The organism is Nocardiopsis sp. B62 (genome assembly GCF_018070675.1).
Classification (GTDB): domain Bacteria; phylum Actinomycetota; class Actinomycetes; order Streptosporangiales; family Streptosporangiaceae; genus Nocardiopsis; species Nocardiopsis prasina.
In genome coordinates, this window is record NZ_JAGPXK010000002.1 from 330534 (window position 1) to 350760 (window position 20227).

Consider the following 20227-nt stretch of genomic DNA (forward strand, 5'->3'; position numbering starts at 1 on the left):
GGCGGCGGCGCTGTGGTGTCTACCCCCGGCCGAACCTCACCGTCACGGGCCGGGTGCCTGGATCGGGGGCAGGAGGACGGCGTGGCCCCCACACGCCCTGGGTGCGCCAACCCCGGGTGGTGTTTCGGCGGTCTCGGACCGCGGCCGGGCCGACCTCGGCTTCCCGCCTCGGACGGCACGGCCCCCCGCTCACCTCGAAGGGGACGCCCGCCCCGGTGGAGCGCCGTCCCGTCCCCGTGGTGTTCGGAGTGACAAGGGCCACGTTCGCACTATAGGTCGTCGTCCCGACCCTGGGGCGGGGCGGGTGGCCATTGTCACAACCCCTCCGAATCCGGGCTGGAAGGGGGATGTGACCGACAGCTGGTCACATGGGGAACGCAGAACGCGGACCCGCACGTTTGTCACCATGTACGCATCCACAGCCGGGCAGCGGCGAACAGCGGAAGGAGGGCGCGTGCACGTCAACGCGATCCGCGCGGTGGGCCTGTTCGTCGGCGTCTCGGTGCTCGCCGTCGTGGTCGGCTGGCTGTGCGGAGCGGAGAAGGGGATCCAGGTCTCGGTGGCGCTGGTGGCCTGCGCGGGGATCCTGGTCTACCTCTTCGGCAACTCCCTCGCTCTCCGCGCGATGCGGGCCCGCCCGGTCAGCGAGATCGAGCGCCCCGAGCTCTACCGGTTGGTGCGGGAACTGGCGACGGCCGCCAGGCAGCCGATGCCCCGCCTCTACCTCTCCCCGGTGCGCTCGCCCAACGCCTTCGCCACCGGCAGCAGCCCCCGACGCGCCGCCCTGTGCTGCACGACGGGCCTGCTGCGCGCCCTCAACGAACGCGAACTGCGCGGCGTGCTCGCCCACGAACTGGCGCACATCCGGGCGCACGACACCCTGATCAGCTCCGTGGCGGCCACCCTCACCGCGCTCATCACCGCCCTGACCGCGGTCTCGTTCCTCATTCCGCTGGGGGACTCCGAGGAGACGGACCTGCCCAACCTGCTGGGCGGCCTGATGATGGTGGTCCTGGCCCCGCTGGCGGCGATGGTCGTCTACTTCGGGGTGGGCCGGGCCCGGGAGTTCCGGGCCGACGAGCGGGCGGCGGAGATCACCGGCGACCCCCTGGGGCTGGCCGACGCGCTGACCAAGCTGGAGTCCGGGAACCGCGCCTACCCGCTGCCCAAGGAGCGCGCCCTGCTGGCCGCCTCGCACCTGATGACCACCAACCCCTTCCCCGGAGGGGTGGGCCGCCTGTTCGCCGCGCACCCGCCGGTGGAGGAGCGGGTGCGCCGTCTCCGCGAGCTGCGCCGCAAGTGGGACATGCGCTGAGGTCCACGCGACGAACGGCCGCCCTCCCCTGTCGGGGCGGGCGGCCGTTCGTCGGATGCCTAGCGGTAGTTCACGAACTGGAGCGCCAGGTCGAAGTCCTTGTCCTTGATGAGGTTCATGACGTTCTGGAGGTCGTCCTTCTTCTTGGAGCTCACTCGCAGCTCCTCGCCCTGGATCTGGGCCTTGACGCCCTTGGGGCCCTCGTCCCGGATGAGCTTGGAGATCTTCTTGGCGTCCTCGGAGGAGATGCCCTCCTTGAGGCTGATCGGCAGGCGGTACTCCTTGCCGGAGGGCTTGGCCTCCTCGGCCGAGTCCAGGATCTTCAGGGAGAGCTTGCGCTTGACCAGCTTCTCCTTGAAGACGTCCAGGGCGGCCAGGGCGCGCTCCTCGGAGCCGCTCCTGATCTCGATGCCGTCCTCGCCCTGCCAGGCGATGGTGGTCCCCGTGCCCTTGAAGTCGAACCTCTGGGACAGTTCCTTGCCCGCCTGGTTCAGCGCGTTGTCGACCTCCTGACGGTCGAGCTTGGACACCACGTCGAAACTGGATTCGGCGGCCACGTACTCTCACACCCCGCTACGTCTCATGGGTCACGGTGCGCCGTGGGGCGCCCGTGTGCGTCTCGTCCGGCCCGGTCCGGGCCGGTTCAGAGCTTAGCCGCGCCGCGCCCGCCCCCGTCTGACGAGTCCGGCGGGGACGCGCTCGGGAATCGATTTCAGGTTCGGGCCCATCATCCGCTATTGTCGTTCCTGCGCGGCGACGCCAAGCGTCGCAGCAGCCCAGGCGGGTTGCCCGAGCGGCCAATGGGAGCGGACTGTAAATCCGTCGGCTTAGCCTTCGAAGGTTCGAATCCTTCACCCGCCACAGGGAGTACCGAAGCCCCCGGCACCGACAGGTGCCGGGGGCTTCGTCGTGTCCGGGGCCGACCCCGCGGCGGACCGGGGTGGTCTCTACGTGCCCGTTACGTGGCGTGTTCGCGTGTTCACGGGTGGTCAGATGATTCGGGCGGTTGCGAGATGGTCACGCTCAGAGTTCGCTTCGGTCACTCTGTGTGATCTTTGATCGTTTCGGCGGGGTCGAGTCGCGCCGATAAATCACCGCATCGTCCCTTTTGTTTTCAAGGGCAAAAGGAATTCAACCGGCAATCTGGACAATTGACTGGCGGAGTTTCGGCGTTGACAAAAATCGGGGGCCGGATGATGATTGCATCAGTCCACCGCGACACAGGTGCAAAAGCGCCTGCGTCTTTTTCTGTCAATGCCTCGCTTGAATTCTCGGGGGAAACATGATCAAGAAGCTGACCGCTGCTGGCCTGGTCGCTGGTGCCGCGATGGGCGCGCTCCTCATGGGCGCTCCCGCTCACGCCTCGCACGGTGGTGACCAGCAGTTCAACCAGAACCTGCAGCTCGTCCCGATCCAGTCCTGCAACCTGACGGGCAGCGTTGGCCTGGTTGCCGTCACCGTGCCGATCCTGTCGCCGCAGACCACGGGCGACTGCGTGAACGGCCCCATCGGCACCAACATCAGCTAGTTCCGGCAATCGGTTCGACCGAGACCATATCTCAAACTTCTCCGAAGGGTAATTCAATGCTGCGTAAGCTCGGCATTGCCGGCCTCGTCGCTGGTGCTGCTTTCTCCGCCGTCCTGGCCGCCACCCCGGCCTCCGCTGGCTCGCACGGTGGCGACCAGCAGTACAACCAGAACCTCCAGCTGGTTCCGGTTCAGCTGTGCAACACCAGCGCCGCCGTCGGCCTGGTCGGCGTCAACGTGCCGATCCTGTCGCCGCAGACCACCGGCGACTGCGTCAACGGCCCGATCAGCACCAACATCGACTAGGAGAACCCCACAATGCGTAAGTTCACCGCTGCCACCGCCATCGCCGGTGTCGCTCTCGGCGCCATCCTCGCGGCCGCTCCCGTGTCCGCCTCCCACGGTTCCCACGGTGGCGACCAGCAGTACAACCAGAACCTCCAGGCCATCCCGGTCCAGCTGTGCAACACCGAGCTGGCTGTCGGTCTCCTGGCTGGCGTCAACGTGCCGATCCTGTCGCCGCAGACCACGGGCGACTGCGTCAACGGCCCGATCAGCACCAACATCGACTAGGGGAACCGCACATGCTGCGCAGGTTCACCGCCGCCACGGCGATCGCCGGTGTCGCGCTCGGCGCGATGCTCGCGGCCGCCCCGGCCTCCGCCTCGCACGGTGGCGACCAGCAGTTCAATCAGAACCTCCAGTTGGTTCCGATTCAGCTGTGCAACACCGAGCTGGCTGTCGGCCTGGTCGGCGCCAACGTGCCGATCCTGTCGCCGCAGACCGCTGGCGACTGCATCAACGGCCCGGCGAGCACCAACATCAGTCACGACAGTGCTGACAAGGGTGACCACGACCGTGCCGAAGAGGGCGACCACGGCTACGGCTACTGACCACCTGAGCGTGGTCGACGGAGCCCCAGGGCTCCGGTGACGGAACTGAGCGGGTTCGAGGCCCCCCGGCGTGTGCCGGGGGGCCTTGCCGCTTCCCGCGACGAGGATGGTCGCGATCCCATCGAACCTAGGAGGCCGGTTGAAGCCCACACTCTTGGCCCGCGCCCTGCTGTTCGGGACCGCCCTGGTTCTGACGGTCCCGGCCTGCGGCCAGTCGGAGGAACCCGAGGACGACCGCCCCACCGCACAGGACGACCCCACCGCGCAGGACGACGCCCCGGGAACGGGTGGCTCCCCGGAGTCAGGGGACGGTCCGGCCGCCGAGGGGGAGGTCCAGGTCCTCAACCTGCACGGCGACGAGGAGGGCTTCGACGACCAGCGTCCGCAGACCTACGTCGCCACGGGGTCCACGACCTTCTCCGACATGGAGTGGGACGAGTGGGACCACACCCGCGCACGCGGTGAGGGCGAGATCCTGGGCACCTGGTGCATGGACCGGGGCTGCCAGGACGACCCCTACGACGTCGAGCTGGAACTCGGCGACCCCGTGGAGGTGGACGGGATCTGGTACTTCTCCACCTACACGATCACCGAGTACGACGACGACATGCCACAGGCGCAGCGGGACGCACTGGACGAGGCCGACGGCGGGCGGCTCACCCTTCCCGGCTCCGCTGAGGACTAGGCACCCGGGCGGAGCGAACGTGAGCTTCGACTCCGCCCCAGCTTCCCCGAATCCTCCCAAAGTCGAGAAAACTCTCGAACTCGCTGGTCAGATCGGGCGCGAGGTGGTGTTTACCGGGGTCCGGGGTGGCCGAACCGGGCGTGGCGAGCTCCGGAGGTCTCTAGTCTGCTGAGTTGTGGGACTCAACCAGTGGGCGGACGACCGCGCGGACGAAGGACAGGGCACCGGTGACCGACCGGTGCCACGGCACGGCCGCGCCGCACTGCTGCGCCTGGCCACCTGGTTCGAGGGCGCCGAACCGGATCGCGCCGAGGCGCTGGCCACGGCGGCCTTCGCCCTGCACCCCGCGTGTCACCTGGAGGGGCGGGTCGACGACACCGTCGCGGCCACCACCAGTTGGTGGCACGCCGAAGCCGACCGCAGCACCGTCACCGAACACCCCGGAACCCGCCCGCCGGAGCCCGTGCGTGACCACCGCGCCCAGCAGGCCCGCCTGCGCGACGCGGCCGAGTCCTCCGCGCACTGGCGCCGTGCCGGTGCGGAACAGATCCGCTCCCTGCTCACCGAGCCCACCGCGGACCGCGCCCGGCTGGACCTGTCCGGTGCCGGCATGGAGGTCCTCATGGAGCTCCTCACGGCCGCGCTCGGCTCCGGCGACGCCTCCCGCCGCCCCACCTCCGCCGGGGATCTGGAGTTCGGACTGCGCCTGCACGTCCACGCCTCGCCCGGGGCGGAACTCACCATCCGCGGCGAGGGCGGCGACCTGACGCTGGAGGGCCTGAGCCTGTGCGTCACCTCCTACGAACAGCACGCCGTGATCCCGCCGCTCGGGGAACGCCCGCACGCCCCTGCTGAGGTGCCCGCGCCCGGCGCCGATCCCGAACCCCGTGCCGGCGCCGATCCCGAACCCCCGGCCGACGTCGACCCGGAACCCCCGGACACCGACCCCGGGCCCCACGCCGCCGACGACCCCTCGGACCCCGACGTCGAGACCACCGGACCCATCGCCATCGTCACGGACACGCCCCGGACCGGAAGGTGGGAGTGATGGAGACCAGCGCGCACACCGAGGACGCCGCCCTCATCGGTGAGCGGCAGGCCGCCGCCCGCGCCCTCATGGCCCGGCCCCTGCTCACCCGGCGTACCCACCCGGCCGAGTTCTCCCTCGTGCGCTCCCACGCCGAGTGGCTCGTCCAGCGTTTCCAGAGGGTCCTCGGCTACCGCCTGACCGTGGCCGACGAACACGCCCGCCTGGTCAAGCGGGGGCTCGTCGACGAGGTCGTCCGCCCCGCCGAACGCGCCACGGGAGCCCGTTTCACCCCGCGAACCCACACCTACCTGGCGCTGGCGCTCGCGGTCCTGGTCGAACAGACCGGACCCACCACCGCGCGGTCCCTCACCGCAGGGGTCCGCGCCGCCGCCCGAGAGGCCGGGATCGACGCCGACCCCGGCCGCGGCCTCGGCGAACGCCGCGCCTTCTGCGCGGCCCTGCACCACCTGGTCGGCTTCGGAGCGCTCACCGAGACCGCCGGAACCGTGCGCGCCCACCAGGCGGACCCCGCAGTCGACGTCGAACTCACCCCGGACACCGGCGCCCTGCGCGCGGTCACCGCCCACCTGCCCCGGGCGGGGGACGACCCGGACTCCTTCCTCACCGACGCGGCGGATCCGGACCCGGAGGGCGACCAGGCGGGCGAGATCGCCCTGCGCCGTCTGCTCGCCGAGACCGCCGTGGTCTACCGCGAACACCTGCCCGACCGCCAGCGCGACCGCCTCGCCGCCCACCAGTGGCGGGCCGCCGCCGCCCTGGGCAACCTCCTCGGCTGCGACACCGAGATCCGCGCCGAGGGTGTGGCGCTCGTCATGCCGGACGAGACCGACGCCGCCCAGCGCTTCCCCTCCGACGACCCGGTGGGCCGCACGGCCCTGGCCCTGGTCCGTCACCTCTCCGGCCGCCTGCACCCCGGCCGCCCCGCCACCTCCGTCGCCGTTCCCGACCTGGAACTACGTACCGCGCTGGACGCCCTCGGCGGCGCGGACGCCCCCGTCCGCGCCGAGTGGGCGCGCACCGCGGGCCCCGAGATCCCCGATCCGGAACGGCTGTCCGCCCTCGTGCTGGAGCTCCTCGCCGCCCTCGGCCTGCTCACGGGAGGCCCCGGACAGTGGGCGCTCACCGCCGCGGCGGCCCGGTTCGGCGCCGACGTGGACGAGCGCGTCCCGATGATCCAGGACAATGACGAAGACAGCCGGACACCCCCCGCGCATGCGCGTGGTTCCGGTCAGGACGAACCCGATCCCCAGACCGACCCCCGAGACGACCTCGACCGGGTGACGTCCGTGCTGCAAGCGGTGGCGAACGAGAAGGTGAGCGCGACCAGTGGTGACACAGGAGACGATCCAGGCCCCCGGGACGGCTCCGGCTGATCCTGCCGACACCCCCCGTTACCGTCTGGAACGCGCGGGCATCAGGAACGTGTGGCAGTACGACGACCACGTCCTGGACTTCGCCGAGGGGCGGCTCCTGCTGCGCGGCCGCAACGGCGCGGGCAAGTCCAAGGCCCTGGAGATGTTGCTGCCGTTCCTGCTGGACGGAGACGTCCGGCGCCTGGACACCACCGGCACCAACCGCACCAGCCTGCGCTGGCTGATGGCCGACGACCCCCGCGCGGCGCGCGGACCGGTCGAGGAGGGCACCGGCCCCGACCTGCTCGGCGGCCCCGCCGAACCCGCGTCCGGGGCCGGGGGGACCGCGTCCCCTGACGGCTCCGACTCCTCCGGCGACGGCACCGACGCCAGCTCCGGGCCCGCCACCCGCCTGGGCTACCTGTGGGTCGAGTTCACCACCGCGCGAGGCGACCGGGGCCTGGACGCCGCCACCTCCTCGCGCGGTCCCGCCGCGCACTCCCCGGCCGGACCCACCACCGCCTCCGCGCTGCTCGCGGCCCTCGCCCCGCCCGCCGACCCCCTGGCGGACCCGGACGACGCCCCGGCCGCCGACCCCGAGTCCCAGGCGGACACCGGTGACGCTCACGCCCCCGGAGCGCCGCCCCGGCACATCACCCTCGGCGCGGCCGTCATGGCCGTCGGCGACGCCGACCCGCGCTGCGTGTTCTTCGTGACCGACCGCCGGGTGGGCCACGACCTCGACCTGGTCACCGACGGCCGCCCCAAGCCCGTGGACCGGCTGCGCTCGGAGATCGGCGCGGACAACTGCTTCACCAGCGCCGTCCCCTACCGCGCCCGCGTGATGCGCGACCTGTTCGGGATCGACGACTCGGTCCGCTACCGCAACCTGATCCACCTGCTCTACCGCCTGCGCCGCCCCACCATCGGGGACCGCCTGGAGGCCGGGGAGCTGGTCGGCGTGCTCTCCGAGGCCCTTCCGCCCATGGACGAGTCCGTCCTGGACGAGGTCGCCCGCAACATCGCCGACCTCGAACAGGCCCGGAGCGACAAGAACGGGCTCACCGAGGCCGGGGCCGGGGTGGCCTCCTTCCTCACCGACTACCACGGCTACCTCCTGCACACCCTGCGCGCCCGCTCCTCGGAGGTCCGCGAACAGCTCGACGCCTGCACCCGCCGCACCGAGGAGACCGACCGCCTTCGCGCCGAGCTGGACGAGCTCATCACCGCGGAGAGCCAGATCGCCGAGGCACGCGACCAGGCCCGCCGCACCCGCGACACCGCCGACGCCGACGACGGCACCCTCGCCGCCGCCCAGAACGGCGCCGCCACCGCCACCACCAACGAGCGCCGCGCCTACGACGCGGCTGTCGGCGCCTACATCCGCGCGGCCGAGGCCGCCTGGGCCGCCGCCGAACACGCCGCGACCACCGAGACCCACGCGGTGGAGCGCCTCGGCGAGGACACCAGCACCATCGAGCGGGCCCTGGAGGTCCTGCGCCAGACCCACCTGGAGGCCGCGCGCGCGGCCACCGCGGCCGGGCTCGACACCCAGGCGCTCGGCCAGGTCCCCGACGCCCACACCTCGGTGCACGCCCCCCGGGAGAGCACCACCCGGGTCGACCTCCAGGGCCTCGAACAGGCCGTGGAGCGCGCCCCCGTCGAGGGCGTCGACCTCGCCGACCTGCGTGACCACCTCGGCCGCCTGCACGACCGCCTGACCACCTGCGCCGACGCCGCCGCCGACCGCACCGACCTCGCCGCCCGGCTGACCGGACTCACCACCGCCGAGGCCGCCGCCGACCGCCGCCTGGTCGCCCTGACCAGCGAGGCCGAGAGCGCCGAGGCCGTCCTGGAGCACACCCACACCCGCGAGCAGGAGGCCATCACCGCGCTGCGCGCGGAGAGCACCTCCTACGCCGACGGCGTGCGCGCCTGGGCCGCCCGGCTGCGCGACTCCAGCCACGCCCACGCCCTCGGCGAGGCCATCCACGAGCTGGAGGGCAGCGTCGAACTGCCCATCACCGACTCCCTGCGCGTGCTGGACCCCCAGGTCCCGGCCACGGTCGCCCGCCTCGCCCACACCGCCGTCGACCCCCTCCTCGAGGAGCTGCGCGCCCGACGCGACGTCGCCGTCAACGAGGAGGGCCAGCTCTCCGACGAACTCGCCGAACTCGCCGCCCGCCGCGCCCGCAACACCGAGAGCGCCCCTGAGCGACCCGCCTGGGCCACCTACCCGCGCCCGAACGGCGACGGTGTCCCCTTCCACCTGGCCGTGGACTTCGCGGACGGCCTCACCCAGCGCGAACAGGCCGGACTGGAGGCCGCCCTGGAGGCCAGCGGACTGCTCTCCGGGTGGATCCGCGCGGACGGCACCCTCTACGACCCCACCACGCGCGACCTCATGGTCACCCCGGCCCGCCCCGCCAAGGGCCGCACCCTCCTGGACGTGCTTGTCCCCGTCGCCTTCCCCGACCGGGGTATGAACACCGACAACCTCCGCGCCCTGCTCTCCTCCATCGCCCTGCACTCCGAGACCCCCGGCAGCGCCGAGGACACCGAGCCCAAACACCGCCGCGACAGCGCCGTGACCACGGTCAGCTCCATGTCGCTCTCCGGCGGCTGGCGGCTCGGCGTGGCCTCCGGAGCCCACTACAAGGGCGAACCGGAGTTCATCGGCGAGGCCGCACGCAAGCGCGCCCGCGACCGCCAGTCCGCCAACACCGACCGGCGCATGGCCATCGCCGAGGCCCTCCTCGCCGAGGCCGGGGAGCGCCGCTGGGCGGTCGAGCACTCCTACACCGAACTGCTCGGGGTCTCCCGCGACCTCCCCGAGGCGGCCCCGCTCATCCGCGCCTGGACCACCCTCGACGTCGCCCGGGCCGACGTGGCCGCGGCCCGCCGCGCCCACGACACCGCGCGTACGGCCGAGGAGTCCGCCCGGGCCGAACTCCTCGGCATCCGCACCCGACTGACCGAGGCGGCCCGCGACCAGTACCTGCCCACCGTCCGGGCCGAACTCGACAGCGCCCTGCGCGCCCTGGACCACCTGCGGGTCCTGATCGCCTCGGCCCTGCGCGACCTCGACGTCCTCGCCTGGGAGTTGGCCGACCACGAACGCCACGTCGCCGCGTGGTCCCGCACCCGGGCCGCACGCGTCCTCGCCGAGGACGCCCGCGCCGCCGCGATCGACGACATGATCACCGTGCGCCGCCAGTTCGAGCTCGGCGACCGCGCCAGGGGCGTGGCCTCGGAGCAGATCGACGCCGCCCGGGCCCAGGTCCAGGAACGCGCCAAGGAGGCAGCCGAACGCCTCCCCGAACTCGAACGCGACGCCCAGCGCGCCCGCGACGAACGCGTGAGCGCCGAGGCGCGCCTCGAGGTGGCCACCACCGAACGCGCCGAACAGGTCCGCCGCGCCCTGGCTGTGGGGGAGGCCCTGGTCTCCTCCGTCACCACCGTCGGCGACCCCGACAGCCGCTCCGTCACCGGTACCGAGGACACCGTCCCCGACTCCGTGCTGCTCCGCGCGGCCGGGCTCGAGGACTGCGCCGGGGACGACGCGCCGCTGGCCCGCTACCTCTCGGCGGTCATCGGCGACCCCGAGGCCGAGGCCGAGACCACCGGACCGGACGAGCGCCTGGCCCTCCTGGCCTCCTTCACCGCGCAGCTGGAGGACGGCCTGGCCGCCCAGGACGACGTCGCCGAGGTCGACGACAGCGCCATCCTCGGCAGCCGTGAGGAGTTGCACCGCCTCCTCACCTCGGTGGGCTGGGCCCAGACCCGCACTGAGCTCAGCGAGCCTCGCGGGGTGAAACGCCTCACGGTCCACGACGAGGACGGCGCCCACGACGTCACCTCCTACGCCGAACGCGTCGCCGAGGCGGTGGTGAGGGCCGAGGAGACCGTGGCCGTCGCCGAGGAGGAGGCCTTCGAACGCCACCTGCTGGGCGAGCTCGCCGGGCACCTCTCCCGCCAGATCGACGAGGCCCGCGCCCTCATCGCGACCATGAACGACGTCCTCAAGGACGTCACCACGTCCGCAGGGCTCGGCGTGCGCCTGGACTGGAGCCTGGCGCCCGACGCCGGTGCCGACGTCGAGGCGGTCGTCCCGCTCCTGGCGACCCCCGCGAACGAGCGCACCCGGGTCCAGACGACCCGCCTGCGCGACGCCCTGCGCCGCTGCATCGAGGCCATCCGCCGTCTCGACCCCACCGCCACCGGTGGCGCCCAGTTGCGCGCCGCGCTCGACTACCGGTCCTGGTTCACCTTCACCGTCTTCGTCACCGACTCCGCCGGGGACGAGCGCCGCCTGGGCCACCGCACCGCCCTCAGCCAGGGCGAACAGCGCGTGGTCGCCTATCTCGTGCTGTTCGCCGCGGCCGCCGCCCAGTTCGACGCCCTGGCCGCCCGCGCACCGTGGGCGCCGCGCCTGATCCTGCTGGACGACGCCTTCGCCAAGGTCGACGAACCCACGCACGGACGCCTGCTCGGCCTGCTGGTCGAACTCGACCTCGACTTCGTGCTCACGTCCGAACGCGTCTGGGGCTGCTTCGCGAGCGTGCCGAGCCTCAACATCTACGAGTGCCTGCGGGACCCGAACGTCCCGGGGATCGCCACGCTGCACTTCACCTGGGACGGCAGCAGGCGGCGGCTCGTCGGTGTGTGACGCCGTGGTCCCGGTGGGCGCCGTCCTCGGCCGGGACCGGGTTCGGCGAACACCCGCACGCGCGCCCGCCGGCCGTGCCACAGTGGCCTGGGTCACCTCCGGTCCTCGGGAAACCCGAGGTCCGGCGTGGGTGGAACGGGTCTCGGGTGCTGACCGGCGCGCGTATCACCAGCGCGCTTCCTCCCGTCCTGTCCTACTCTGCTGGTGCAGGTTCGAGAACGGAGCGGGGTGGCGAAGGTGACTCGGGGACCCGAGGCGGACACACGCACAGGACGGGACGGCCACGCGGCCGCACCCCAGACCGAGGACCCCACCACCAAGGCACTCCTCGACGCCCTGGCGCGCTCGGGGCTGTCCGAGGAGGTCCGCACCTGGGTCGGCGCCGCCCTGTGGGGTGAGGAGGCGCTTGAGGCGCTCCTCAGGGGCGAGCACATCCCGGGGATCGTCCCCGCGGTGTCCTCCGAGGCCCCGCCCGGACGGGTGCGACGGGCCTACCTGACCGGCATCCGCGTCCAGGGGTTCCGCGGCATCGGCCGCCCGGCCGACCTCACCTTCTCCCCGAGCCCCGGCCTCACCGTCATCGTCGGCCGCAACGGGTCCGGGAAGTCGAGCTTCGCGGAGGCCGCCGAGGCCGCCCTGACCGGACGCAACCCGCGCTGGGACGCCATGCCCACCGGTTGGCGCGACGGCTGGCGCAACCTCCACTACGACGAGCGCACCGAGGCGACGGTGGACATCCACATCGCCGGGGACCCCGGGCCCACCCGGATCAGCCGCCGCTGGACCGGGGAGAGCGTCCGCTCCGCTCGCGGCGAGGTCGTGCACCCCAACGGCGAGGTCTCCCCGCTGCGCACCCTCGACTGGGGCGAGAACCTCGTCCGCTACCGCCCCTTCCTGTCCTACGACGAACTCGGCCGCACGGTCACCGGCCGGGCGGCGGAACTGTACGACACCCTCACCGCCCTGCTCGGGCTGACCGGGCTCGCCGAGGCCGAGCGCCGCCTGGCCAAGGTCTGCGACGGCCTGGTCCGGCGCCGCGACCGCCCCTCCCGAGAGCTGCGGCCCCTCCTGGAGGTGCTGGGCGCCTCCAACGACCCCCGCGCCGTCCAGGCGGCGGGCGTGCTCTCAGCCCCCTCCATGGACCTGGAGACCCTGCGCCGGGTCGCCTCCGACGACGGTCCCAGCGACCCCGCCCGGCACGTGGTCCTGCGCCGACTGCGCCGCCTGGCCGTTCCCGAGCGCACGCTCATCGCCGACGTCGTCAACGAACTGCGCGGGGCCGCCATGGAACTCGCCATGGCGGCGGGCAGCAAGGGCGACCACGCGCACGGGGTGGTCCAACTCCTCGAACAGGCGCTGGAACACCACAAGCGCCACCCCACCGAGACCACCTGCCCCACCTGCGCGACCACCGGGGCGCTCGGCGCCGACTGGGTGCGTCGCGCCAACGCCCAGCTCCGGGCTCTCCGGCCCCAGGCCGCCACGGCCTCGGCCGCCTACGACCGCGCCTCCGCCGCGCGCGACCAGGCCCGGTTCCTGCTCTCCCCGGTGCCGACCTGGCTGCCGCCGGAGAGCGAGCTCGGCCAGGTGTGGGCGCTCTGGGAGTCCGGCTCCGACATCGAGGACCTCGGGGAGCTGGCCGAGCACATCGAGTCCGTGGGCCGCAGACTCCGCGCGGCGGCGGTCAGCGCCCGCCGGGACGCCTCCGAGCGGCTGGAGGACCCCACCAACGGATGGGCCGACCTCGCCGAGCGCCTCTCCGGCTGGCTGGACGACGCCCAGGACGCCGTGGCGGCGAGCGAGACCCTGGCGGTGGCGGAGACGGCCCTGAACTGGTTGGCCGAACACGCGCGCGGTGTGCGCGCGGAGCGGCTGGGGCCGGTCGCCTCCCAGGCCGAACAGGTCTGGTTCCGGCTGCGCCAGGAACGCCACATCGACCTCCAGGGCATGCGGCTGATCGGCCGGGGCGCCCGCAGGAGGGTCGAGGTGGACGTCTCCGTGGACGGCGTGGACGACCAGACCAGCGCGCCCGGGCTGCTCAGCCAGGGCGAGTTCCAGGCGCTGGCGCTGTCCATCTGCCTGCCGCGCGCGCTGGTGGACGGCAACCCCTTCGGCTTCCTCCTGCTGGACGACCCGGTCCAGGCGATGGACACCGAGACCGTTGAGGGGCTCGCGGCGGTCCTGGCCGAGGTGGGGCGGCACCGGCAGCTCATCGTGTTCACGCACGACACCCGGCTCTCCGACGCCCTGCGCAGGCTGGGGCTGCCCGCCGACATCCGCACGATCAACCGCGACGCGATGTCCAACGTCTGGCTGGCCGAGGGAAGCGCGTGAGGGCCGGTTCGCCCCGCGGCCCCCGGGCCGGGGTGCACGGCGTCACACCGGGGCCCTTTCCCGGGTTCCTCGGGGTGCGGTGCGCAGGGCGCTTTCGAAGCACCCGGACCCCTGTTGAACAGGGGTTCCCGTGTTCCCTCAGCAGTGCGGGGGAGGGGGTGGGCGGGTCTCCCGTGGGGGACCTCCGCGGGGGCGCCCGGTGCTCGATTTGGCAGACCACCCCCGGATCCCTGTATAGTCATGTTCAGCGCAAGGGGGTACGCCCCCGGGGCGGACGAGAGAAAGTCCCACAGCGCGCCCCTTTAGCTCAGTCGGCAGAGCGTCTCCATGGTAAGGAGAAGGTCTACGGTTCGATTCCGTAAAGGGGCTCCACCACTTGACGAGGTTCCGGTCCACTCAGGTGGGTGGCCGGTGGAACTTCACCGGCCTTGACAGAGGGACATCCACGATAGGATGTCCTTCCGTTCTGATCGGGGCGGGGTAGCTCAGTCGGTAGAGCAAGCGGCTCATAATCGCTGTGTCGTCGGTTCAAGTCCGGCCCCCGCTACCAACCCGCTGACCCCTGAGGCGCAGTACTCAGGGGTCGTCGTGGGTCTCCAGCAGTGTTCAACTGCGCCCAGGTAATGTCTCCAGCGAGAAAGGCACTCCGAAGTGGCTGCCACAGACGTGAGGCCGAAGATCACCCTGGCCTGCCAGGAGTGCAATCACCGGAACTACATCACGCGCAAGAACCGTCGGAACACCCCCGACCGTCTGACGATCAAGAAGTTCTGCCCGAACTGCCGCAAGCACAACGACCACCGCGAGACCCGCTAGGTTCTCCAGGTCCGTCGTCCCCGGCAGGGAGCGGTCGGCTTCTCGTAGACTCCAGCCCGGTGAGCACTTCGCTCACCGGGCTTTTGTTATGGCCGACACGGGTCGGCGGGCGCAGTGCCCCCGCACCGTGACCGCACAGCGCACAGGAGAGACAGAGCGTGGCGATCAACCCTGACTACCTCGGCCGGGAGTACCCCGCCCCCGAGGCCTACGAGGTGACGCGCGGCAAGATCCGCGAGTTCGCCGAGGCGATCAACGACCTCAACCCCGTCTACCTCGACAGGGCCTCCGCCAAGGCCCTCGGGTACGCCGACGTCATCGCCCCGCCCACCTTCCCCGTCATCCTGGGCATGGCCGGGTCCGCCCTGGCCCTGGCCGACCCGGACCTCGGAGTGGACTTCTCCCGGGTCGTCCACGGCGACCAGAGCTTCCGCTACAGCCGTCCGCTCCAGGCGGGCGACGTCCTGAGCACGGTCACCCGCATCACCGACATCAAGGCGCTGGGCGGTAACGAGCTCATCACCATGGAGACGGTGGCCGAGGCGGCCGACGGTGAGCACGTGGTGACGGCGGGCATGATGCTCGTCGTCCGGGGTTCCTAGGAAGCGGGGAAGACAGTGAACAGGATCAAGCACGCCGACGTCGAGGTCGGGACCGAGATCCCCGAGCGGGCCTTCCCGGTCCGCCGTCTGGACCTGGTCCGCTACGCGGGCGCCTCGGGTGACTTCAACCCGATCCACTGGAACGAGCGGTTCGCGAAGTCGGTCGGGCTGCCCGACGTGATCGCGCACGGCATGTTCACCATGGCCGAGGCGGGCCGGGTCGTCACCGACTGGACCGGGGACCCCGGCAGCGTCGTCGACTACGCTGTGCGCTTCTCCGCGCCCGTGGTGGTCCCCGACGACGACCAGGGCGCCGAGATCACCGTCGGCGGCAAGGTGAAGGCCAAGAACGACGACGGCACCGTCACCGTTCTGCTCACCGCCCGCTCCGGCGGCGCCAAGGTCCTGGCCAAGGCCACCGCCGTGGTCCGCCTGGCCCCGTAGCCCGCAGGGCCACGACCGATCCCAACCGCACCCGCGTTCGTTCTCTCCGCAAGAGGTATGCCCGTGTCCACGATGCTCGCCGACCACACCACCCTCGGCCTGGGCGGCCCCGCCAAGGCCTTCCGGACCGCCAGCTCCACCGACGAGCTCGTCGGTCTCGTCACCGAGGCCGACCGCACGGGTGAGCGCGTGCTCGTGCTCGGTGGCGGCAGCAACCTGGTCGTCGCCGACGACGGGTTCCCCGGAACCGTGGTCCTGGTCGCCTCCCAGGGCGTCACCACGACCGAGGCCGGTACCGACCCGGAGACCGGCGAGGAGATCGTCCTGCTGAGGGCGGACGCGGGTGTGGAGTGGGACCCGCTGGTGGAGCGGACCGTCGCCGAGGGCCTCAACGGCGTCGAGTTCCTCTCCGGCATCCCCGGCCGGGTGGGATCCACCCCCATCCAGAACGTGGGCGCCTACGGCCAGGACGTCAGCCAGACCATCCGCGAGGTGCTGGTCCTGGACCGCACCACCGGTGAGCTGGTCACGCTGTCCAACGCCGACTGCGGCTTCACCTACCGCGACAGCGCCTTCAAGGGCCACGACCGGTACGTGGTGTGCGAGGTCGTCTTCGAGCTGCGCAGGGGTCCGCTGAGCCGCCCCGTCCGGTACGCCGAGGTGGCCCGCGCCATGGGTGTGGACGCGGGGGAGCGGGTGCCCCTGGGCCGGGCGCGCGAGGTGGTCCTCGGGCTGCGCGCGGGCAAGGGCATGGTCCTGGACCCCGCCGACCCCGACACCCGAAGCGCGGGTTCGTTCTTCACCAACCCGGTCCTGTCGGCCGAGGAGTACGCGGCCTTCCGCGAGCGGGCCGCCGCCCGCCTGGGGGCCGACACCGAGATCCCGGGGCACCCCGACGACGTCGGCAACGTGAAGCTCTCCGCCGCCTGGCTGATCGACCGCGCCGGGTTCACCAAGGGCCACGGTGACGGTCCCGCGCGGATCTCCGGCAAGCACACCCTGGCGCTCACCAACCCCGGCGGCGCGACCACGGCCGACCTCCTGGACCTGGCCCGCGAGGTGCGGGCCGGGGTCGAGGCGGCCTTCGGGGTGCGCCTGGTCAACGAGCCGGTCCTTCTCGGGGTCAGCCTCTGATCCGGGCGGCACCAGCCGTACGGGCCCCGGGGCCCTCCCGGCCCCCCGCGCGGGCGCGTGGCGCGGGGCACCGGCCGCCGCCCTCCTGCCGCCCCGGCGGGGCGGCACCGGCGGCGACAAGACGCCCAAGAAATAAGTTAGGCGCCTCTAACTCCTTTATCAGGCCAACCTGATAATTCAATTCGCCAGATCAATAAATTGCGATCAAAAATGGTTCTGGTAATGTCTTGAGTGTCGAAGGGGAGTAGTCCCCAATGCGCGCGGTCGACACACTGGACGTCACGGTCCCGGCCGCGTGAGCCCAGTACAGCGGGCGGACGAGACCTTTGACCCGGTAGGAAACGACCGGGTTGAAGGGGCGTTCTCCGCCTCCTTCTGCCCACCACGGACAGCAGGAGAACCATGTCAGCTTTTCTGGTCGGCCTCGGCGTGAGCACGGGTGCCATCTTCATCGCCGAAATGGGCGACAAGACCCAGTTGGTCGCGATGTCCCTGGCGACCCGTTACCGCGCCCTCACCGTCATCCTCGGCATCACCGTCGCCACCGCACTGGTGCACCTGGGAAGCGTGTTCATCGCGGAGGTCCTCGGCACCGCCATCCCCACCGACTGGCTCACCCTCGCGGCCGGGGCCGCCTTCCTGGTCTTCGGACTGTGGACCCTGCGCGGCGACGAGATGTCCGACAAGGACGAGGAACGGGCCGCCTCCCGCCGCATCCGCTCCGGGTTCGTGACCGTGTTCGTGGTCTTCCTCGTGGCGGAGCTCGGTGACAAGACCATGCTCGCCACCATCACCGTGGGCACGCAGTACCACTGGCTCCCCGTGTGGATCGGCTCCACCGTCGGCATGGTCGCCGCCGACGCCATCGCCATCGCGATCGGCGCCGTCCTCGGCAAGAAGCTCCCCGAGAGGGCCATCCAGATCGGCGCCTCGGTGCTGTTCTTCGTCGCGGGGGCGGCCATGCTCGGCCAGGGCGCCTGGATGCTCCTGGCCTGAGCACACGGAGCGGGAGCCCGCCCCGCCGCTCAGACCTCCAACGGCTCCGGTTCGCCGGCCAGCCAGTCGTCCACCCCGGAGAGCAGCTGCTTCTTCAGGGAGTCGGGGGCCCCGGCGCCCCGGATCGACATCCGCGCGAGGTCGGCCAGCTCGGCGTCGGTGAACCCGAACACCTCGCGGGCGATCCGGTACTGCTCCACCAGGCGCGGACCGAACAGCAGGGGGTCGTCGGTACCCAGGGCGATGGGCGCGCCGGCCTGGTAGAGCCTGCGCAGCGGGACGCGGTCCAGCTGGTCGAACACCCCGAGACCCACGTTGGAGGTCGGGCAGACCTCCAGGGTCACCTCCTGGGTGGCGATGCGCTCCAGCAGGTAGGGGTCCTCCACCGCGCGCACCCCGTGACCGATCCGGTCCGCGTTCAGCTCGTCCAGGCACTCCCGGACGCTGCGCGGGCCGTTGAGCTCCCCGCCGTGGGGTGTGGAGAGCAGTCCGGCGCGCTTGGCGATCCGGAAGGCCGCCTCGAACTCCCGTGCCCGGCCTCGGCGCTCGTCGTTGTTCAGCCCGAACGACACCACGCCACGGCCCGAGTACTGGGCGGCGAGGCGGGCCAGAGCCCGGGCGTCCAGGGGGTGCCGGGTCCGGTTGGCGGCCACCATCAGGCCGATCGCCACTCCGGTCTCGCGCTCGGCCACGCGGGCGGCGTCCAGGATCAGCTCCAGGGTCGCGGTCAGCCCGTCGAAGAGCGAGGAGTACCCGCTGGGGTCGACCTGGATCTCCAGCCACCCCGAACCGGCCTCCCGCTCGTCCTCCGCGGCCTCCAGGAGCAGGCGGTGGATGTCCTCGGGCCTGCGCAGCACGGAGCGGGCGACGTCGTAGAGGCGTTGGAAGCGGAACCAGCCGCGTTCGTCCGTGGCCCTGAGCTTGGGCGGCCACTCCTTCACCAGGGCCTGGGGCAGGTGCACCCCGCGTTCCTCGGCCAGTTCCACCAACGTGTCGTGGCGCATCGAGCCGGTGAAGTGCAGGTGCAGGTGGGCCTTGGGCAGCCGATCCAGTCGGCGAGCGGCGGTCGGTGTCTCCATGAACCAAGCCTGCCGTATGAAGGGCACCAGGCGTGCCAGGAATGGCCAACACCACACGACGTGAACGCGCCCCGGGCCGGAACCCGGGGCGCGTCGTCCGTCGTCGGTGCCGGTGAGGGCTACTCGGCCTCGCCCAGCAGCTTCTGCACGCGGCTGACGCCCTCCACCAGGTCCTCGTCGCCCAGCGCGTACGACAGGCGCAGGTAGCCCGGCGTGCCGAAGGCCTCACCGGGCACCACGGCGACCTCGGACTCCTCCAGGATGATCTCGGCCAGCTCGGCGGAGGTGTTCGGCGTCCGGCCCCGGATCCTCCTCCCGAGGACCCCCTGGACCGACGGGTAGACGTAGAACGCGCCCTCGGGCACGGGACACACCACGCCGTCGATCTCGTTGAGCATGCGCACGATGGTCCGACGGCGTCGGTCGAAGGCCTCGCGCATCTCCCCGACGGCGGTCAGGTCACCGGAGACGGCGGCCAGTGCTGCGGCCTGGGAGACGTTCGCGACGTTCGAGGTGGCGTGTGACTGCAGGTTGCTCGCGGCCTTCACGAGGTCCTTCGGGCCGATGATCCACCCCACGCGCCAGCCGGTCATCGCGTACGTCTTGGCGACACCGTTGACGACGACCGTGCGGTCGGCGATCTCGGGTACCTCGACGGGCAGCGAGGAGAACTCGGCGTCGCCGTACACGAGGTGCTCGTAGATCTCGTCGGTCAGCACCCACAGGCCGTGCTCGTGCGCCCAGCGGCCGACGGCGCGCACCTGATCGCGCGGGTAGACGGCCCCGGTCGGGTTCGACGGGGAGACGAAGACCAGCACCTTGGTGCGCTCGGTGCGCGCGGCCTCCAGCTGCTCGACACCGGCCATGTACCCGGTGCTCTCGTCGGTGACGACGAAGACCGGCACGCCCCCGGCGAGCCGGACCGACTCCGGGTAGGTGGTCCAGTACGGGGCGATGACGATGACCTCGTCGCCCGGGTCCAGCATGGCGGCGAAGGCCTCGTAGATGGCCTGCTTGCCGCCGTTGGTCACCAGGACCTGCGCGGGCTCCACCTCGTAGCCGGAGTCGCGCCGGGTCTTCTCCGCGATCGCCGCGCGCAGCTCGGGCAGCCCGGCGGCGGGGGTGTAGCGGTGGAAGCGGGGATCGCGCGCGGCGGACACGGCCGCCTCCACGACGTAGTCCGGGGTCGGGAAGTCCGGCTCGCCCGCGCCGAAGCCGATGACGGGGCGTCCCTCCGCCTTCATGGCCTTGGCCCTGGCGTCCACGGCGAGGGTGGCGGACTCGGAGATGGCGCTGATACGTGCGGAGACACGGGGTCGCTCAGTCATGT

At 72.0% G+C, this 20227-nt stretch carries 18 protein-coding genes and 3 tRNA genes; 18 read left to right on the forward strand and 3 right to left on the reverse strand.

From position 1 onward, the window contains the following. The first annotated feature begins 454 nt into the window (after positions 1–454). On the forward strand, positions 455–1315 hold the full coding sequence (locus tag KBX21_RS03575; RefSeq protein ID WP_210840979.1) for a M48 family metalloprotease: 861 nt from the start codon (positions 455–457) through the stop codon (positions 1313–1315). Between the two features lie 59 nt (positions 1316–1374). On the opposite strand, the gene KBX21_RS03580 is transcribed toward KBX21_RS03575, so the two are convergent. After that, complete coding sequence (locus tag KBX21_RS03580) at positions 1375–1872, reverse strand: YajQ family cyclic di-GMP-binding protein (protein WP_049576317.1); 498 nt, start codon at positions 1870–1872, stop codon at positions 1375–1377. 222 nt (positions 1873–2094) lie between these two features. On the opposite strand from KBX21_RS03580, the gene KBX21_RS03585 reads away from it, so the two are divergent. From KBX21_RS03585 to KBX21_RS03665, 17 genes are all read left to right on the forward strand, one after another. Further along, positions 2095–2176 (forward strand) — tRNA-Tyr (locus KBX21_RS03585). 421 nt (positions 2177–2597) lie between these two features. Beyond that, entirely contained in the window at positions 2598–2843 is a 246-nt protein-coding gene (locus KBX21_RS03590) for a hypothetical protein (RefSeq protein ID WP_017543038.1), read from the forward strand. Between the two features lie 56 nt (positions 2844–2899). Continuing rightward, entirely contained in the window at positions 2900–3148 is a 249-nt protein-coding gene (locus tag KBX21_RS03595; RefSeq protein ID WP_017543037.1) for a hypothetical protein, read from the forward strand. A 12-nt stretch (positions 3149–3160) separates the two neighbouring features. After that, the gene (locus KBX21_RS03600; protein WP_017543036.1) at positions 3161–3415 is read left to right on the forward strand and encodes a hypothetical protein; all 255 of its coding nucleotides are present in this window, start codon (positions 3161–3163) and stop codon (positions 3413–3415) included. Between the two features lie 11 nt (positions 3416–3426). After that, positions 3427–3735, forward strand: coding sequence for a hypothetical protein (locus KBX21_RS03605; RefSeq protein ID WP_049576321.1), 309 nt, complete (start codon positions 3427–3429; stop codon positions 3733–3735). 139 nt (positions 3736–3874) lie between these two features. Continuing rightward, positions 3875–4420 carry a hypothetical protein gene (locus tag KBX21_RS03610; RefSeq protein ID WP_082206588.1) on the forward strand — a complete coding sequence of 182 codons (546 nt, stop codon included), beginning with the start codon at positions 3875–3877 and terminating at the stop codon, positions 4418–4420. Positions 4421–4595: 175 nt separating this feature from the next. Continuing rightward, positions 4596–5468: a DUF2397 family protein gene (locus KBX21_RS26855; RefSeq protein WP_210840980.1), complete on the forward strand. Its 873-nt coding sequence runs from the start codon at positions 4596–4598 to the stop codon at positions 5466–5468. Beyond that, a complete protein-coding gene (locus KBX21_RS03620) occupies positions 5468–6844 on the forward strand; it encodes a TIGR02678 family protein (protein ID WP_210840981.1) in 1377 nt (458 codons plus the stop codon). Before KBX21_RS26855 ends, KBX21_RS03620 begins: the two co-directional genes overlap by 1 nt. Continuing rightward, a complete protein-coding gene (locus KBX21_RS03625; RefSeq protein WP_210840982.1) occupies positions 6798–11492 on the forward strand; it encodes an SbcC/MukB-like Walker B domain-containing protein in 4695 nt (1564 codons plus the stop codon). Before KBX21_RS03620 ends, KBX21_RS03625 begins: the two co-directional genes overlap by 47 nt. 228 nt (positions 11493–11720) lie before the next feature. After that, a complete protein-coding gene (locus KBX21_RS03630) occupies positions 11721–13826 on the forward strand; it encodes an AAA family ATPase (RefSeq protein WP_210840983.1) in 2106 nt (701 codons plus the stop codon). A gap of 296 nt (positions 13827–14122) precedes the next feature. Further along, positions 14123–14198, forward strand: a tRNA-Thr gene (locus tag KBX21_RS03635). A gap of 102 nt (positions 14199–14300) precedes the next feature. Further along, positions 14301–14376, forward strand: a tRNA-Met gene (locus tag KBX21_RS03640). Between the two features lie 101 nt (positions 14377–14477). Next, entirely contained in the window at positions 14478–14642 is a 165-nt protein-coding gene (rpmG, locus tag KBX21_RS03645) for a 50S ribosomal protein L33 (protein ID WP_026117477.1), read from the forward strand. 158 nt (positions 14643–14800) lie between these two features. Further along, positions 14801–15244 (forward strand): MaoC family dehydratase N-terminal domain-containing protein, encoded by a 444-nt coding sequence (locus KBX21_RS03650; RefSeq protein WP_017543029.1) that lies wholly within the window; start codon positions 14801–14803, stop codon positions 15242–15244. A gap of 15 nt (positions 15245–15259) precedes the next feature. Continuing rightward, positions 15260–15688, forward strand: coding sequence for a MaoC family dehydratase (locus KBX21_RS03655; protein WP_017543028.1), 429 nt, complete (start codon positions 15260–15262; stop codon positions 15686–15688). A 57-nt stretch (positions 15689–15745) separates the two neighbouring features. Continuing rightward, complete coding sequence (locus KBX21_RS03660; protein WP_210840984.1) at positions 15746–16822, forward strand: UDP-N-acetylmuramate dehydrogenase; 1077 nt, start codon at positions 15746–15748, stop codon at positions 16820–16822. A 402-nt stretch (positions 16823–17224) separates the two neighbouring features. Then, positions 17225–17818, forward strand: coding sequence for a TMEM165/GDT1 family protein (locus KBX21_RS03665; RefSeq protein WP_049569219.1), 594 nt, complete (start codon positions 17225–17227; stop codon positions 17816–17818). Positions 17819–17847: 29 nt separating this feature from the next. Here KBX21_RS03665 and KBX21_RS03670 read toward each other — a convergent pair whose 3' ends face one another. After that, the gene (locus KBX21_RS03670) at positions 17848–18897 is read right to left on the reverse strand and encodes an adenosine deaminase (RefSeq protein ID WP_049569215.1); all 1050 of its coding nucleotides are present in this window, start codon (positions 18895–18897) and stop codon (positions 17848–17850) included. Positions 18898–19016: 119 nt separating this feature from the next. Then, on the reverse strand, positions 19017–20225 hold the full coding sequence (locus tag KBX21_RS03675) for a pyridoxal phosphate-dependent aminotransferase (RefSeq protein WP_210840985.1): 1209 nt from the start codon (positions 20223–20225) through the stop codon (positions 19017–19019). Positions 20226–20227: the final 2 nt, after the last annotated feature.

Coding starts and splice junctions, on each gene's coding strand:
- KBX21_RS03595 (WP_017543037.1), top strand. CDS start 2,900: ATGCTGCGTAAGCTCGGCATTGCCGGCCTCGTCGCTGGTGCTGCTTTC.
- KBX21_RS03660 (WP_210840984.1), top strand. CDS start 15,746: ATGCCCGTGTCCACGATGCTCGCCGACCACACCACCCTCGGCCTGGGC.
- KBX21_RS03605 (WP_049576321.1), top strand. CDS start 3,427: ATGCTGCGCAGGTTCACCGCCGCCACGGCGATCGCCGGTGTCGCGCTC.
- KBX21_RS03600 (WP_017543036.1), top strand. CDS start 3,161: ATGCGTAAGTTCACCGCTGCCACCGCCATCGCCGGTGTCGCTCTCGGC.
- KBX21_RS03675 (WP_210840985.1), bottom strand. CDS start 20,225: ATGACTGAGCGACCCCGTGTCTCCGCACGTATCAGCGCCATCTCCGAG.
- KBX21_RS03665 (WP_049569219.1), top strand. CDS start 17,225: ATGTCAGCTTTTCTGGTCGGCCTCGGCGTGAGCACGGGTGCCATCTTC.
- KBX21_RS03670 (WP_049569215.1), bottom strand. CDS start 18,897: ATGGAGACACCGACCGCCGCTCGCCGACTGGATCGGCTGCCCAAGGCC.
- KBX21_RS03620 (WP_210840981.1), top strand. CDS start 5,468: ATGGAGACCAGCGCGCACACCGAGGACGCCGCCCTCATCGGTGAGCGG.
- KBX21_RS03590 (WP_017543038.1), top strand. CDS start 2,598: ATGATCAAGAAGCTGACCGCTGCTGGCCTGGTCGCTGGTGCCGCGATG.